This is a genomic window from Acidocella sp. MX-AZ03, assembly GCF_027626035.1.
GTDB classification, from domain to species: Bacteria; Pseudomonadota; Alphaproteobacteria; order Acetobacterales; family Acetobacteraceae; genus Acidocella; species Acidocella facilis.
The window spans coordinates 2,956,680-2,972,491 of the sequence record NZ_CP110774.1; the positions used below are offsets into that span (position 1 = coordinate 2,956,680).

At 64.6% G+C, this 15,812-nt stretch carries 13 protein-coding genes, 1 tRNA gene and 3 pseudogenes; 5 read left to right on the forward strand and 12 right to left on the reverse strand.

Translation table 11 applies throughout. The features are described 5' to 3' along the window. Window positions 1-19: 19 nt before the first annotated feature. From ilvN to miaA, 3 genes and pseudogenes are all read right to left on the reverse strand, one after another. The gene (ilvN, locus tag GT370_RS16360; protein WP_008494920.1) at window positions 20-529 is read right to left on the reverse strand and encodes an acetolactate synthase small subunit; all 510 of its coding nucleotides are present in this window, start codon (window positions 527-529) and stop codon (window positions 20-22) included. Next, window positions 529-2,290, reverse strand: a pseudogene (locus GT370_RS16365) (acetolactate synthase 3 large subunit). The gene ilvN and the pseudogene GT370_RS16365 overlap by 1 nt, the downstream one beginning before the upstream one ends. Window positions 2,291-2,382: 92 nt before the next feature. Beyond that, window positions 2,383-3,351 carry a tRNA (adenosine(37)-N6)-dimethylallyltransferase MiaA gene (gene miaA, locus GT370_RS16370; protein WP_039885376.1) on the reverse strand — a complete coding sequence of 323 codons (969 nt, stop codon included), beginning with the start codon at window positions 3,349-3,351 and terminating at the stop codon, window positions 2,383-2,385. Here miaA and serB point away from each other — a divergent pair. Then, window positions 3,350-4,234: a phosphoserine phosphatase SerB gene (gene serB, locus GT370_RS16375; RefSeq protein WP_008494923.1), complete on the forward strand. Its 885-nt coding sequence runs from the start codon at window positions 3,350-3,352 to the stop codon at window positions 4,232-4,234. The two genes, miaA and serB, sit on opposite strands and share 2 nt — an antisense overlap. Before the next feature lie 17 nt (window positions 4,235-4,251). Here the strand turns inward: serB and GT370_RS16380 are convergent. The 3 genes from GT370_RS16380 to GT370_RS16390 all read right to left on the reverse strand — a co-directional run bounded on the left by GT370_RS16380 (window position 4,252) and on the right by GT370_RS16390 (window position 7,913). Further along, window positions 4,252-4,326 (reverse strand) — tRNA-Met (locus tag GT370_RS16380). A 101-nt stretch (window positions 4,327-4,427) separates the two neighbouring features. Further along, window positions 4,428-5,840, reverse strand: a complete 1,413-nt coding sequence (locus tag GT370_RS16385) for an APC family permease (RefSeq protein ID WP_008494924.1) — start codon at window positions 5,838-5,840, stop codon at window positions 4,428-4,430. A gap of 117 nt (window positions 5,841-5,957) precedes the next feature. Then, window positions 5,958-7,913: a primary-amine oxidase gene (locus GT370_RS16390; protein ID WP_008494925.1), complete on the reverse strand. Its 1,956-nt coding sequence runs from the start codon at window positions 7,911-7,913 to the stop codon at window positions 5,958-5,960. Between the two features lie 244 nt (window positions 7,914-8,157). Here GT370_RS16390 and GT370_RS21645 point away from each other — a divergent pair. From GT370_RS21645 to GT370_RS16400, 3 genes and pseudogenes are all read left to right on the forward strand, one after another. Beyond that, window positions 8,158-8,757 (forward strand): annotated as a pseudogene (locus GT370_RS21645) (AraC family transcriptional regulator); the annotation flags it as partial. Next, window positions 8,732-9,253, forward strand: a complete 522-nt coding sequence (locus GT370_RS21650) for a helix-turn-helix transcriptional regulator (protein ID WP_442865548.1) — start codon at window positions 8,732-8,734, stop codon at window positions 9,251-9,253. The pseudogene GT370_RS21645 and the gene GT370_RS21650, both read left to right, overlap by 26 nt. After that, complete coding sequence (locus GT370_RS16400) at window positions 9,150-9,743, forward strand: Maf family protein (protein WP_008494927.1); 594 nt, start codon at window positions 9,150-9,152, stop codon at window positions 9,741-9,743. The genes GT370_RS21650 and GT370_RS16400 overlap by 104 nt, the downstream gene beginning before the upstream one ends. 99 nt (window positions 9,744-9,842) lie before the next feature. Here the strand turns inward: GT370_RS16400 and GT370_RS16405 are convergent, their stop codons facing one another. From GT370_RS16405 to GT370_RS16415, 3 genes are all read right to left on the reverse strand, one after another. Then, window positions 9,843-10,205 (reverse strand): helix-turn-helix domain-containing protein, encoded by a 363-nt coding sequence (locus GT370_RS16405; RefSeq protein WP_008494929.1) that lies wholly within the window; start codon window positions 10,203-10,205, stop codon window positions 9,843-9,845. Then, complete coding sequence (locus tag GT370_RS16410; protein ID WP_270183403.1) at window positions 10,202-10,522, reverse strand: Smr/MutS family protein; 321 nt, start codon at window positions 10,520-10,522, stop codon at window positions 10,202-10,204. Before GT370_RS16410 ends, GT370_RS16405 begins: the two co-directional genes overlap by 4 nt. Before the next feature lie 249 nt (window positions 10,523-10,771). Beyond that, on the reverse strand, window positions 10,772-10,972 hold the full coding sequence (locus GT370_RS16415; RefSeq protein WP_008494931.1) for a DUF1192 domain-containing protein: 201 nt from the start codon (window positions 10,970-10,972) through the stop codon (window positions 10,772-10,774). A 215-nt stretch (window positions 10,973-11,187) separates the two neighbouring features. Here GT370_RS16415 and GT370_RS16420 point away from each other — a divergent pair. After that, window positions 11,188-11,666 (forward strand): annotated as a pseudogene (locus tag GT370_RS16420) (cell cycle transcriptional regulator TrcR). Between the two features lie 204 nt (window positions 11,667-11,870). Here GT370_RS16420 and GT370_RS16425 read toward each other — a convergent pair. From GT370_RS16425 to GT370_RS16435, 3 genes are all read right to left on the reverse strand, one after another. Beyond that, window positions 11,871-12,038: a YdcH family protein gene (locus tag GT370_RS16425; protein WP_008494933.1), complete on the reverse strand. Its 168-nt coding sequence runs from the start codon at window positions 12,036-12,038 to the stop codon at window positions 11,871-11,873. A gap of 133 nt (window positions 12,039-12,171) precedes the next feature. Further along, window positions 12,172-12,993, reverse strand: coding sequence for a sulfotransferase domain-containing protein (locus GT370_RS16430; protein ID WP_008494934.1), 822 nt, complete (start codon window positions 12,991-12,993; stop codon window positions 12,172-12,174). Between the two features lie 16 nt (window positions 12,994-13,009). After that, window positions 13,010-15,730, reverse strand: coding sequence for a DEAD/DEAH box helicase (locus tag GT370_RS16435; protein WP_270183404.1), 2,721 nt, complete (start codon window positions 15,728-15,730; stop codon window positions 13,010-13,012). Between the last annotated feature and the right edge of the window lie 82 nt (window positions 15,731-15,812).

The following is a 15,812-nucleotide window of genomic DNA, read 5'->3' on the forward strand; positions in this document are numbered from 1 at the left end:
CCCCAAAAACTTTTATGACTTAAGAAATCGTCGTGGTGCCCCGGGCAATCGCCGCCACGCCCGTGCGCGACACTTCCGCCAGACCCAGCGGGCGCATCAGCTCCAGAAACGCGTCCAGCTTATCCGTCGCCCCGGTGAGCTCAAAGGTGAAGCTCTCCGTCGTCGCGTCGATCACGCGCGCCCGGAACGCATCCGCCAGGCGCAGCGCCTCGGCCCGCTTCTCGCCCGTGCCCAGCACCTTGATCAGCGCCAGCTCGCGCGCCAGATGCGGCCCTTCGGACAGATCCAGCACTTTATAAACCGGCACCAGCCGGTCCAGCTGCGCCTTGATCTGCTCGATCACCATCGCCGTGCCGCGCGTCACCACGGTGATGCGGCTCTTCGAGCCGTCCCGCTCCACCGGTGCCACGGTGAGGTTGTCGATATTATAGCCACGGCCGGAAAACAGCCCGATGACGCGCGCCAGCACGCCGGATTCATTCTCCACCAGAACCGAGATGGTGGCGGAGCGCAAATTCGTTTCAGACATCAGACCAGCGCCATCCCTTCATTGGTAACCGCCGGGCCTTCATCCTTATGCTCCGGCCCAGCAGCATTTCATTATGCGCCGCACCGGAGGGGATCATCGGAAGACGTTCTCCTTCTGGTCGACGCAGATATCGGCGATCACCGGCTTGTCGATCGCGATCATCTCCGCGATCACCCGGTCCAGATCATCCACGCTCTCGGCGCGCAGCCCCACACCATGGAAGCTCTCCGCCAGCTTCACGAAGTCCGGCAGGGCTTCGGAATAGCTTTGCGAATAGCGGCTGCCATGCAGCAGCTCCTGCCACTGGCGCACCATGCCCATATATTGGTTGTTGAGGATGAAGATCTTCACCGGCAGCCGGTACTGCGCCAGCGTGCCCATCTCCTGAATATTCATCAGGATGCTGGCCTCGCCGGCAATGTCGATCACCAGCGCGTCCGGGTGCGCCACCTGCACGCCCATCGCGGCGGGCAGGCCGTAGCCCATGGTGCCAAGCCCGCCAGAGGTCATCCAGCGGTTCGGCTTCTCGAACTTGAAATGCTGGGCCGCCCACATCTGGTGCTGGCCGACCTCGGTGGTGATGTAGGTCTCGCGCCCGCGTGTGGCCTGGTAGAGCCGCTCGATCGCGTATTGCGGCTTGATGATGCTACCCTTGTCGCGCGGCTGGGTGAAGCGCAGCGAGTTCTTGCTGCGCCAGACATCGATCTGCGCCCACCAGTTCGCCAGCGCGGCCTTGTCGGTCTTGGTGCTGTCCTGCTTCCAGGCGGCGATCAGCGCCTTCAGCGTCGCCAGCGCATCACCGATAATGGCTACATCCACCTGCACCGTCTTGTTGACATTGGCGGGGTCGATATCGGCGTGGATTTTCTTCGAGTTCGGCGAGAAGGCGTTGAGCCGACCGGTGACGCGGTCATCGAAGCGGGCGCCGAGATTCAGCATCACGTCGCAGCCATGCATGGCGAGGTTCGCCTCGTAGGTGCCGTGCATGCCCAGCATGCCGAGGAAGAGCGGGTCCGAGGCCGGAAAGGCGCCGAGGCCCATCAGCGTGTTGGTGATCGGAAAACCGGTGAGGCGGGTGAACTCGGTGAGCAGGCGCGAGGCCTCCGGCCCGGCATTGATGACCCCGCCGCCGGCATAGATCACCGGGCGCTCGGCGCGCTTGAGCAGCGCCACCGCTTCGGCGATGCGGCGCGGGTCCGGCGCGGTCTGCGGGCGGTAGGAGCGATGCACGGGCTGGGCCGCCGGCTCCTGATAGGGCGCCGGGGCGATCAGGATATCCTTGGGCAGATCGATCAGCACCGGGCCGGGGCGGCCGGTGCGCGCCACCAGGAAGGCCTCGTGCACCACCCGCACCAAATCTCCGGACTGCTTGACCAAGTAATTATGCTTGGTCGCCGGGCGGGTGATGCCGGTGGTGTCCGCCTCCTGGAAGGCGTCATTGCCGATGAGATGTGTGGGCACCTGGCCGCACAGGCAGACCAGCGGGATGCTGTCCATCAGCGCGTCGACCAGACCGGTGACGGCGTTGGTGGCACCAGGGCCGGAGGTGACCAGCACGCAGCCGACCTTGCCGGTGGAGCGGGCATAGCCCTCCGCCGCATGCACCGCCGCCTGCTCATGGCGCACCAGGATGTGACGGATCTCGTTCTGCTGGAAAATCGCGTCGTAAATCGGCAATACGGCGCCGCCGGGATAGCCGAAAATCACATCCACGCCCTGCGCCTTGAGCGCCCGGAGCAGGGCTTCCGCGCCGGAATTCATCAGCTCGGGTGCTGTGTTCGTGTGATCCATGCTAAACCTGCCATTCACGTCGGGAGTATTTCATGTTCCGGTACAGCGGCGGGATGCGAAGGTCAACCGGGGCTGTTCAGGAAGTTTCGTAAATCAGCGATATTTCTTTCCGAAAATTGCGTGTGACTGCCAATTCTTGAATGAATTATTTGCATGCCTGTTGTGCCGACGAGCGTCTGATGCCGAAACCAGGTCATCTGCCGCTTGGTATATTGGAAGGTGGCGAGGCAGGCTCGGGCTTTCGCCTCCTCCAGGCTGATCTCGCCGCGCAGATGCGCCGCCAGTTCCGGCATGCCATGGGCGCGCAGCAGCGGGGCGTCGGGCGGCAGGCCCAGCGCCAGCAGTGCCCGCGCCTCCTCCAGCGCGCCGCCCGCCAGCATGGCGGTGAAACGGGTTTCGATCGCGGCTTTCAGATCCGGACGGGGCGGGTCGAGCAGGATCATTTTCAGATCCCAGCCTTGCAGCCGGTCGGTCGGCTGCGCCTGCCAGTAGGTGATGCCCTTGCCGGTGCCGATCAGCACCTCATAGGCCCGGGCGATGCGCTGGCTGTCGCCTGGCTTCAGCTTCGCGGCGGTCGGTGCATCCAGCTTCGCATGCAACGCTTCCGGGCCGATCTCCGCCAGCAGCGCCCTGGCCTCGGCCCGGGCCGTCTCGCCAGGGTCGGGAATATTGGCGATGCCCTTCACGAGAGCCGAGAAATACATGCCGGTGCCACCGCAAAGGATGGGATAGTCGCAAGCCGCCATCTCCGCCTTCGCCGCCTCCCGCCACCAGGCGGCGTTCGCCGGTTCATGCGCCGCGCGCACGCCGTAGAGCCGGTGCGGGGCCTGGGCTTCGTCCGCTTCCGAGGGGCGGGCGGTGAGCAGGCGCAGCTCGCGGTAGCATTGCATCGCATCGGCATTGATGATGCTGCCGCCCATCTCGGCGGCCAGAGCCAGGGCCAAGGCGGATTTTCCGCTCGCCGTCGGTCCCGCCAGGATCAGACCCCGCCGTTGCCCTAAGCCGTTCTCTGCCCTATCCGTCGCGTCCATGACATCCGCCCAATCCCATATCGTGACGCTCGTGGCCAGCATCGAGGCCGGCACCCTCTCCGCCCAGGACGCCGCCCGCGCCCTGGCCTATTCGGAAGGGCGCAATCTGACCTGGCTGGAGGAGGGCAGGGCGGTGGAATTCCACGCCCCGCGCGCCCCGGACCGTTCGGCGATCGCGGCGATTCTCAGCCACAAGGCGGTGGATATTTTCCTCACCAAGCCGCGCGGCCGGCGCAAGGCGGTGCTGGTGGCGGATATGGATTCAACCATCGTCACCGCCGAGACGCTGGACGAGCTGGCGGCCTTTGCCGGACTGAAAGAGAAAATCGCCGGCATCACCGCGCGGGCGATGAACGGGGAGCTGGATTTTCATGCCGCCATCCGCGAGCGCGTCGGGCTGCTAAAGGGGCTGCCGGTGGCGAAGCTGGAGGAATGCTGGAAGGAGATCCAGTACAGCCCCGGCGCGAAAACGCTGGTGGCGACCATGAACAGCTTCGGCGCCACCACCGCGCTGGTTTCCGGCGGTTTCACCTTCTTCACCGACCGGGTGGCGCAGGAGCTGGGTTTTGCCATCCACCGCGCCAACACGCTGCTGGATGACGGCACGGCGCTGACCGGCGAGGTGGGCGAGCCGATTCTGGACAAGGATTCCAAGCTGGCTTCGCTGAACGAGCTGGCCCAGGCGCGCGGCGTGCAGCTGACCGCGACGCTGAGCGTGGGCGATGGCGCCAATGATCTGCCGATGCTCAAAGCCGCCGGGCTGGGCGTGGCGTATCGTGCCAAGCCGGTGGTGGCGGCGGAAATGTTGAACCGCGTGGTGCACACGGATCTGACGGCTTTGCTCTTCGCGCAGGGCTATCCGGCATCCGCGTTCAAAGGCTGAATTTTAAGGGAAAACCCTGGTAGCGGCGGAAGGATTTGAACCTCCGACCAAGGGATTATGATTCCCCTGCTCTACCACTGAGCTACGCCGCCACAAGAGGTGAGCGTGCGGGTACTTCGCCGCGCGGCAGAAGTCAATGCCCATAAAAAAGCCCCGGACACATGTCCGGGGCTTTTTCCGTGGAGGCTGGGGTTCAGCCTTCCATGTCGTTGGCGATGCTGGCCAGCACCTGCGGGGATTTGGATTTCAGCACCATGAACCAGATCAGCCCGAGGATGATGTAGGCCGCGAAAATCTGCGGTAGATACTGGTCCGGCGCGGCCGGCCAGGGGAACACGGAGCTGTAGACCACGAAGCCCATCAGCGCCACGCCGACCAGGCTGCAGATGATGTTCCAGGCGCTGAGTTTGCCGGTCTTGGCGACATCCAGCGAGGAGACGATGGACACGCCCAGATACACTATCACGAAGCCATAGGTGGAAATGGTGCCGCCGATATTGAAGGCGTTGAGATAGCCCTGGGTGATCGCCAGGGCGACATAGCCGATCATCACGATGACGGTGCTGAACAGCACCGCGACATAGGGCGTCTGGTGGGTTTTATGCACCATGCCCATCGAGCTGTGCAGGAACTGGTAGCGGCCCATGGAGAAGAGCATGCGCGAACCGGCATTGAGGCAGGCCAGGGCGCAGGCGAAGGCGCTGATGGTGGCGGCGAAATAGACCACGGCACCGGCCCAGGGCAGATGCGCAGCCTTGGTCATGTCCGAGAAGGGCGAGGCGGAGCTGCCCATGGCGGCGGTGTTGTCGCCCGAGCCCATGACCATGAAATAGCTGGTGACCACGAAGAACAGCCCGGCGGCGGCGGCGGAGCCGATGACGGCGAAGGGTACGGCGCGCTGCGGGTTGCGGGCTTCCTTGGCCAGGGTGGCGCTGCTCTCGAAGCCGACGAAGCTGAACACCGCGAAGGCCATCGCGGACATCATGCCGCCGACCGGCATATGGCTGAAATCGAGCTGCTTGGGGTCCACCACGGTGCCCTTCTGCGCCACCACCATGGCGATGATGACGACGATGATCGCCATCGACAACGCTTCCAGCAGCAGCCCGGCGCGCGAGGACATTTTGATATCTCGGAAGGAGGCGAAAGCGACGAGGCCGAGGAAGGCCGCGCCATACACGCCCAGCCAGAAATTATTCAGGCTGAGATTGAAGGGGGCCAGGATGGTGTTGATGTAGAGCGGCGCCGCGGTGACCACGGCGATGGCGCAGGCGAGATAGGCCAGGATCATCAGCCAGCCGGCCATGGCCCCCGCCACCGGGCCGAGATTGCGGCCGATATAGACGAAATAGGAGCCCGCCTCCGGATGGCGCTTGGCCAGGGTGGAGATATTGGCGCCCACGAACACGCAGCCGATGGTGGCGATGAGATACGACACCCAGGAGGCGGTGCCGGCGATGCCGGCGACCACGGCGATGTTCAGCGCCGGGGTCAGGGTGGGCGAGATATTGGCGATCGACTGGCCGATCGTCTCCGGCAGGTTCAGCGAACCCTGCCTCAACTTCGCTTCAGTCTGGTGCGCCGCGATGTCCGTGGTTGCGACCATACTCTTCAATCTCCTTGCTGGAAGCCTGTCTCCCGCCAGCGCCAGGCGCCGGCGGGGTCTGTTGTTGCGGCAATGCAAACACCGTGCCGTTTTTGCGTATGTCCCCTGGGAGGCCGCCTAATGCCCGCAGCACCCGCCGCCATGCAGCTTGCTGGCGCGGTTGGTCTCCGGGGCGATGTCGATGCCGGGATTCTGGTTGAAGAAGCCGACCGGCATCAATTTGAAGCCGGTCTTGATGCAGGGCTGCACCGGGAAATCCTCCGGCCGGGGCTGGTGATGCAGGCCAAACACGTGCCAAAGCACCAGATCGGTATTTTCCAGCGCCCGATCCTGCTTGACGAAATCCGCCACCCCGCCGGATCCGTCAGAATGGTTCATATATTCGCCGGCGGGAAAGCGCTCCTCCTCGGAGAATTTCGTCACCCAGAGATGGTTCTGCATGAAGTTGGACCGGATGCCTGACGGAGATCCGGGGCGGAAGAAGGGAGTGAGGGTGGATTCCGGCATCAATTTATAGCCGACCGGCTTGCCGGTATGGTTCAGCTTGTTGGGGTTGATCACCTTCCAATAACGCTGGGTCGCCGGATTGGCTTTGCGGCAGGCCTCCAGCTCGGTCTTCAGCATTGTATCCTGCTGGTAGAAGGCGTTGCCATAGGGGTTCCTGGCTTCGTCTTCCTCCGCATATGTGTTGCATTCGACGATGGAATTGCCCGGCCCATCCACCGCCATTTCCAACCGGGCGCAGAAGGCGTGCTGGTGGATATGGCCCTGCAGCCCGGGGGCGACCTCCACCCCGTATTTGGTGGGTTGGCCGGGCAGGCAGGCAGAGGTGTTGATGATGCCGGTGGCCTTCATCTCGAATTCGATTTCGCCGGCCTGGTCGAAATACCAGTAGAAGGCATATTCGTAATTGCCGACGGTGCAGATCGAGGAGATCACCAGCTTGCGCCCGCGCCGGACCTCGGTGCGCTCGGTGCGGAAATCCCAATGTTTCCAGAGGATGCCGTTATCCTCCTCATGGATGCAGATGGCCTTCTCGATCTCGAAAATGCCGCCTTCCATGGTGTTCAGCGCGGCATCCAGATAGGCGATATAGCCCAGGCAGTCGCAGCCCAGCTTCAGCGAGTTGGTGAGCTTGCCCAGCCCATATTCGCCGATATCGAAGACATTCTTGCGGAAATGCCCGCCCTCCGGCACGCCGTAGGGCACCACCATCTCGGCGATGGAAGCGCGGGCGACAATCGGCCGGCCATCGTAAGAAATATCGTGCAGGGTCAGCCCCTCGCGGGCATTGAAGCCGATGACGCAGCGCCATTTATCCCAGCTGATTTCGCGGCCCTTGAGCACGAAGCTCGCCCCTTCCGGCTGGATGATGTCGAGCGGCTTCAGCGCCGGGCGGAAATCGTCGCGGAACTGCGCCTCGTAATTGAATTCCGCCATCGGGATCGGCAGCACGCCATAATCACCCACCCGGATCACCTTGCCCGCCTTGATATCGACCACGGCATTGATGCCCTCGATCGGGTGGGCGTAGAAATTCTCGTTCTCATAGAGGCGAAGCCAGCAGAATGTATGGGAAAGATAGCCGCCTTCCTCGCCCTTCACGCCGAAATTCCCGGCCGACCAGGGGTCGACGCAGACCTTGCTCATGTCGGTGACGCCGCGCTTGGCACAGGCGGCGATGAAATCCGGATGGGCGCGGACGATATCCTCGATCTGGATGAATTGTTCGAGCTGGATCATCGGCCGTGCCTCCGGATGGAAGCTCTTTGCGGTGACGATATTGTCGGCCAAGGAGAGGCTGAGCCGCCAGACGCCGGGCGCATCGGCCAGAAAAATATTGGCGCGCGCCTCGCGCGGGCAGGGCTGGCCGGCGCGGTAGGCGGCCAGGGCAGCTTGGCTCGGCTCCTTCAGCTCGATCACCTCGAACAGATAAGGCAGCCCAAATGCCGCATCGGCGCGGATGATCGCCACCACCTGCTGGATTTCGGCGGCGTCCAGCGGGGTGAGCGGGTGGCGGAGGCTCGCGCACAGGCTCGGCGCGGCCGGGGTTGGCAGATGCAGATCGTCCATCGTCACACTCCTGGTTTTGGTCAGCGCTGCCGTCCTGAAGGCAGCTGGCTGTTTGATGCCCGGAGTAGAGACGAAGATGCCGGCGACGCGCTTGACATTTGGTGTCAAAATCAGTGCAACCAGAAAGGCTGTTTAAGGTGGCGGCGCAGAAACTGGGCTTGGTTTGCATCGTAAATGGGCGATTGCTTATTCTTGTGTGATTTTTTGCTTTAGCGTAAAAAATCTTTCCTGAAAGGGTGAGCGCATGGGTGTGGAGCCGCATATCGCCGCCGCTGCCGCGGCAGGGATCGAGGCGCTGATCGGCCAGTGCGGCGGGGATGCGCCGTCCTTGCTGGCCGGGTTGGCCTTGCCCGCCGCCCGGCTGGCCGACCCCACCCAGCGTCTGAGCCTGATGGCCTATTGCCGGCTGTTCGAGCAAGCGGCGGCGCAGACCGGGCTGGATGATTTCGGCTTACGCTTTGGCCAGCAATATGCGCCCGAACAGATGGGCGCGCTGGGCGCGCTGGTGCTGGCCTCGCCGGATCTGGGGGCGGCGCTGCGCAATCTCTGCGCCTATTTCCCGGTGCTGCAGGAGCATTCCTGCCTGCGCCTGCGCGCCCAGGGCGCGGTGATGGCGCTGGAATATCAGATCGGCGATGGACGGATCACCCAGCGCCGGCAGGATGCGGAGCTGTCTTTGGCGGTGTTCGCGGGGATATTTCGCCGGGCCTTGGGCCCGGGTTTCGCGCCGCTGGAGGTGCAGTTCGAGCATCTGCGCCCGGCCGGAGCCCGCGCGGCGTCTGGCTTCCGCGCCCCGGTCTATTACGCCGCCCCGCGCAATGCGCTGCTGTTTCCCGCCGAATTGCTGGCGGCGAAGATGCCTGGGGCGGCTGCGGCGCGGCTGCCGGGCTGCTCGCGGCGCTGCGCCCGCAATTGGCGGATGGGGAGCACGGGATTTCGTCGGCCAGGTGCTGGGGCTGATCCGGGACGGGTTTCTGAACGGGGCGGCGCAGATCGACCAGGTGGCGCAGCGTCTGGGGGTGAGCCGGGCCGGGCTGCATCGGCGGCTGCGCCAGGAGGGGGTGGCGTTTTCAGACCTCACCGCCCGCATCCGCCGCGATCTGGCCCAGGATTATGTCGGCCAGCCGGGGATCGCTTTCACGGATATCGCGCTGCTGCTTGGATATTCCGAACTCAGCGCCTTCACCCGTGCCTTCACGCGCTGGACGGGGCGCTCCCCGCGCGGTACAGACAGGCGTGCCGACACGCTCCCTGATCCTCGCCAGCGCCTCCGCCAGCCGCAAAGCCATGCTTGCCGGGGCCGGGGTGAATTTCTCGGCGGTGGCCTCCTCCGTGGATGAAACCGCGCTGAAATCTGGCTTTACCGGCGCGCCAGAGGCGCTGGCGGCGGCGCTGGCGCAGGCCAAGGCACAGGCGGTCTCCGCGCTTTATCCCGGGGCGCGGGTGATCGGCGCCGATCAGGTGCTGGTCTGTGACGGGGTGGTCTATGACAAGCCGGCGGATCTGGCGGCGGCGGGCGACCAGCTGCGCGGCTTTCGCGGCCGCACCCATGAGCTGATCAGCGCCGCCTGCCTGGTGCAGGATGGGGCGCTGCTCTGGGCGCATGCGGCGCGCGCGCAATTGACCATGCGTGAATTCAGCGAGGATTTCCTGCAGGATTATCTGGTCGCCGAGGGCGCCGAGATTCTGCATTGCGTCGGCGCCTACCGGCTGGAGGCGCAGGGGGCGCAGCTGTTCGAGCGGATCGAGGGCGATTATTTCACCGTGCTCGGCCTGCCGCTGCTGCCGCTGCTCGGCGCCTTGCGCGCCCAGGCCGTGCTGCCGGGTTAGAGCAATAATCATCTGATCTGAAACGGAAGGTTCAGATCAGATGATTGAAATTGCTCGCAAAGAAAAAGCTAGAGTGTTTTTCATTTGATGAAAAACATTCTAGCCCGCCTCCTTCGCATCCAGCAGCTTCTGGATCGCCGCCACCGTTTCCGGCGATAAATTCCGCAGCTCCTTGGCCAGCCGGTTGGCGAGCGCCGTCTGCGCCGCGCTCAGCCCCGCGCTGTTAAGCTTCAGCCGGGGTCGCGATTGCCGGGCCAGGGCCGCCAGCTCATCCGCATCATCCCAGATCAGCCCGAAAAACTGGCAGACCTGATGCACCAGCCCGGCGGAGGGCGCGCCCCGCCGCCCATGTTCCAGCGCCGAGAGATAGGCCGGTGAGACCTCCAGCGCCGCGGCCATGTCCTTCAGCAGAATGCCCCGCTCCTGGCGCAGCGCCCGCAATTTCTCCCCGAACGGCGTCATCCCCGGCGCCGGCGCAGCAGCACGCGAATGGCCCCCACATTGCGCGCATGCGGGTGGGCGAGGCCCAGGATGAGCGGCCGCATCGCCGGGGTGTTGAGCCAGTGCGGCAGCTCACGCGCCAGAATCTCGCCATTGCCGGTGACGATCTCCACACAGCGCAGCCCCGTGGCCTGCGCCATCTCCAGAAACCGTGTGACTTCCGTATGGGCCCGGGCGGCGGTGTGGCCGTGCAGGTCCAGCTTCGCCTCGGCGCGAATTTTCTGGCCACGGAATTTCGACCAGGTGGATTTATCCAGCCCCGCCGGCGGCGCATTCACCGCCAGCCAGGACGGGCTGGGCAGTTTTACGCGCGGCGGCTCGGGGCGGGCGCCTCCGGGTCTGGGGCGGTTCCGGCGCCGGCGGCGCCGAGGGCAAGGGCGCGTGGCGGCGGCCCGGCATCAGCCGGCTCAGCGTGCGCCCATAGGCCGCCCACAGCTCCAGATCCTCAGCCGAAAGCCCTTTCGGCCGGCGGGGCGCTGGTTTTTCCAGCGCCCCCGGCCCACCTGGTTGCGTCGCGCCATCTGAGCTCAGGCGCCGGGCGGCTTGAAGAAAAGCGCGGCGGCGGCGGCATGCGCCTGCTTGGCCTTGATCTCCGCCTCCACCCGGCGGATTTCTTCCTGCAATTCCGTGATATAGAGTTGCAGCTCCTCCACCCCCAGAGTGTCCAGAACCGGTGGCTCCAGCCTCTTTTTCTTCCGTGGCGGCAGGTCTTCTTCAGAAAATGTCATGGTTTGGACTTGACCAAAAGGTGGCGCGGGCTCGATAACCCCGCCAGTTGTACTTGCGGGGCCGAAGCGAGTAACTATGTCCGTTTCGGGCGCCTCGGCCCGAAACGAGAAAAGGTAATCGATCCATGTCCTTGCCCTTGATGCCCAAAGCTACCGCAGTCTGGCTGATTGACAAGACCGGCCTCACTTTCGAGCAGATCGCGGATTTCTGTGGCATGCATCCCCTGGAAGTCCAGGCGATCGCGGATGGCGAGGTCGCGCAAGGGATTGTCGGCTACGATCCGGTGATGAACAAGCAGATCACCGCCGAGGATATCCAGCGCTGCGAGGCTGACAGCTCCCGCCGGCTGAAGCTGCTGCCACAGCCGGAAATGCACAAGAAGCAGAAGGGCGGGCGCTATACCCCGTGGCCAAGCGCAATGACCGCCCGGATGCCATTGCCTTCCTGCTGCGTTCCTACCCGCATCTCACCGACGCGCAGATCGTCAAGCTGCTGGGCACCACCAAGGACACCATCCAGAAGATCCGCGACCGCTCGCACTGGAACGCCGCCAACATCAAGCCGCGCGACCCGGTGATTTTGGGGCTGTGCAAGCAGTCTGACCTGAACGATGCGGTGAATGCCGCCAATGAGCGCGTCACCCGCGAAGGCCTCACCCCGCCGCCGCCGCCCGGCCCGGCCGAAGCGGCCTGATAAACGCGACGGGCCGGAGATAACCAAGCAAGGGCAGCAAAAAAGGGGGCTTTTCGCCCCCTTTTCCGTATTCCGACGCTGGCGCATCATGCTTTGAGCATAAAGCGTCAATAGCATGAGGCGCCAAATTTTGCTTTGGCGAGCAATTTCATGCGTTTATCTTGACGCTATCGCGTCAATCTCAACACATATTGCTCTCGTCTCTTATTGAGTACGTATCCGTTCCATCTCTTCCTTGAGCCGCAATTTCTCAACTTTCAGGCGGGAAAGTGCCGCCATGTCCGGTAGCGGCCGCCGATCCTCGGCGGCGATCTGGCTTTCCAGGCTGGCATGACGCCCTTTCAGGGCCGCGAGACGTGATTGCAGGTTCATGGTGTCTCCTAATGGCTGATGGCCAACGAAACCCGGGTGCCCCTTGATCGGCGGGCTGTGCCCGGATGCTCAGGCTAGTCCCATTGCCATCGAACTGTCACGTGAAATCGGGATCAGTTGGTTTGTGGGCGGATCAATTCTGTGGATAACCGAATTTTTCCATCACCTTCCCGTGCGCGGCCCAGATCTTGCCGGCCTGGGCGGGGCTGAGCCGGCCGCGCCAGCCCCCGGCCTCGCCCTGGCGGAAGAATTTAGCCTCACCCGGGCCGCCGGCGCGGTAGCCCTCCCGCGCTTCCTGCCCGGCCAACCTCTTGAAGCTGCTGAATTCGATCGCCCGGCTGAGCCGCTCCGGGTCGGGCACGTCCCCGGCCGCACCCAGGAAGCGGATGATCCGGCCAAAGCCGCGCTGCGGATCGGCCAGCAGATCCTCATAGCGCACCAGCAGACGTCGCGGGGAGGCGACCCAGGAGAGCGCATGGGCGGACCAGGAGGAGAGCAGCTCGAACACCTGGGTGCCATCCGAGGCATTGGCAGCACCTTCGGCGTCCATGAAATCGATGATCTCATCCACGGATTTGCCGGTGAAGGCGGCGTAAGAGAGGGCCACATCGCGCGGATCGCGGACGATATAGATCGCCCCGGCGGTGGCTTCGGGCGTGATCAGCTGCACCCCATGCGCGCTGAGATGGGCGTTATGGGTTTTCACGAACACCAGATCCTCATGCAGCCGGGTCAGGGCCTCATGCACCTGGGGCCGGCGCGCTTGGACCTCGGCGGGGGGCAAAATCTCCCCCGGCGTGCCGAAAAACGCCATCGCGCATTCGGAGATGGTGACATCCACCAGCGCGTTGATGCTGTGCGGGGTCCGCGCGTTCAGCACATAATTATGCAGAAACGCCCTGACCCAGGTATTGCCGGATTTGGGATAGGAGGCGAGCCAGACCAGCTTGCCCATGCACGCCTCCTGATTTTTACGCCGCTTCCGCCGCTTCCGAAGCCGCCGTGTCGCGGCCGAACAGGAAGTCGATATCATCGGCGTTGAAGGCCATGCCGCCGGCATCCTGGAAGGCGATGGAGGCCAGCTCCGCCTTGCGCTGCTGCAGCTCCAGAATCCGCTCCTCGACCGTCTCGGTCGCGATCAGCTTATAGACGAACACGGATTTGGTCTGGCCGATCCGATGCGCGCGGTCGGAGGCCTGGGCCTCGATCGCCGGGTTCCACCAGGGGTCGTAATGGATGACGGTATCGGCCGAGGTCAGGTTCAAACCGCGCCCGCCGGCTTTCAGCGAGATCAGGAACAAGGGCACCTCGCCGGCCTCGAAGCGCTGCACCGGGGTGGCGCGGTCGCGCGTATCGCCGCGCAGCTCGACGAAGGGAATCCCCGCCTCGTCCAGGCGCGGCTTGATCAGATCCAGCATCGAGGTGAATTGCGAGAACACCAGGATGCGCCGCCCTTCCGGGATCAGCTCGGAGACCATCTCCATCAGATCATCCAGCTTGGCGGAGCTTTCGGTGCCGCGCGTGGCCCCCAGCTTCACCAGGCGCGGGTCGCAGCAGGCCTGGCGCAGCTTCAAAAGCGCATCCAGCACGATGACCCGGCTCTGCGCCAGCGTGCGCTCGGCCATCTGCTCCTTCACCGTCTCATACAGCGTACCGCGAATGGTCTCGTAGAGCTCCCGCTGGTCCGGCGCCAAAGTGATGCGGCGCAGGATGGTGTGCTTGGGCGGCAGCTCCGTCGCCACCTCGGACTTGGTGCGGCGCAGGATGAAGGGCTGGATGCGGCTGATCAGCTGGCCGCGCACCACCGGATCGCCGTTCTTCTCGATCGGCGTGCGGAAGCGCTTGGTAAAGCCGCGCCGGTCGCCCAACAGGCCCGGCATCAGGAAGGCGAATTGCGACCACAGCTCGTCGAGATTATTCTCAATCGGCGTGCCGGAGAGGCAGATCTTGTTCTCGGCCTTGAGCTGGCAGACCGCGCGCGTCGCCCGCGCCTCGGGGGATTTGATCGCCTGCGCCTCGTCCAGCACGGTGAGATGCCAGGGCAGCGGCTTCATGAATTCGATGTCGCGGGTCAGCACCGTATAGGTGGTGACGACGACATTCACATCTTCCAGCTTGTCGCGCTTCTCATGGCGCTCCATGCCGTGCAGCACCTCCACCCGCAGATGCGGGGCGAATTTGCGCAGCTCCGCCGTCCAGTTGGCGACCAGCGAGGTCGGCACCACGATCAGCGCCGGGGCGGTCAGCCGGCCCTCGGCATGTTCCACGCAAATATGCGCGATGGTCTGCGCGGTCTTGCCCAGCCCCATATCGTCGGCCAGGAAGGCGCCCAGCCCGTGCCCGGCCAGATGCTGCAGCCAGTCCACGCCATGCTGCTGATAAGGGCGCAGCGACCCCTTGAAGGCCTCCGGCACTTCCACCGGGATGATCTCCGGCTCGCCGCGGAAGCGCTCGACATAGGCCTCGATATCGGCGGCGTTCTGCCAGGATGTGGTGAGCACATCCTCCAGATCCAGCACCGTGGCGGCGGCCCCCACGGGGAGAACCAGATTTTTCTCGGCGGTGCGCCCGGCGGCCTCGATCAGATCGCCCATCACGTTCAGCAGCCGCTTGATGCGGTCCGCCGGCAGCTTGATGACGCGGCCATCCTCCAGCGAGGTGATGATCTCGCCATCGACGATCTGCGCCGCCTCATAGCCGCCACGGGCCAACAGATGCTCCAGGATCGGCAGCAGCGGGTGCCGCTCGCCATCGATCTCAATGCCGAATTCCAGGCTGAAATTGCCCTTCTCGGCATCCTGCACCACCACGTCCAGATTGCCGACATTATCGGCCAGCTGCGGGCCGAAATTCGCGTCGATCTGTGCCTGCCAGCCTTTCTCGGTGAGTTCCGGGATGCGCACCGCGACGAAATGGTGCCATTTGGCGGCGGCATCCTCGCCCCGGAACACCAGCACGCGCTGGCCGCGCGCGGCTTTGCCATCGGCCACGCGCATCTGCACGAAGCCATCCGGGCGCAGCTCGTCCAGGGCCGCGGCTTCAGCCGCCGGGTCGCGGCGGATGAAGGCGATCTGCCCGCCGGTGCGGATGCGCATGAACTGGCTGTCATCGGCGCCATCCACGCGCACGCCGCCATAGTCGAAATCCAGCGTCAGCACGTCGATCATGCGTTGGCGGTTATATTCATCCGGGCCGGTGACACGGCGCAGGCGCATCACCGGGGTGGCAGAGCGCTCCAGCACGGTCGCACCCGGCTCCGGCGCATCCGGCACCACGGCCAGCAGCGTCGCCGCCGGGCGGGCGCGCCGGCCGGTGGGGCGCGGGCGGACCGGCGGCGGGGTATAGGTGCGCTCGCCGGCGGGGATCACGGTATCGATCAGGCTCTTCGGCTCGGCCTTGCGCAATTCCGGGAATTTCGCCAGCGCCGCCAGGGCGGTGGCGGCCAGATGCCGGCAGCCGCGCTCGCCGCAGGAGCATTCACGCTCGGCAAAGGAAATCCGGCTGCCCTTGCGCTCGGGGGTGAGCGAGGTGGTGCGGCGGGTGCCGTCCATATCCTCGACGATGCCGTCGATGGTGTCGCCCTGCAGCGTCACATCCTTCACAAAGCCCAGCGCGATGACGCTCTGGGCCCGGCGGATGATGGCGGAATCGAAGACACGATCAAAATCTTCGGCGGAAAACGGCACCGGCATCGTCTAGCTCAAACTCCCCACAGGACATCCGCCGGACGAACCGGCGAAAGGGTGTAATAGCCGCTTCTGGAGAAAAGGCCAG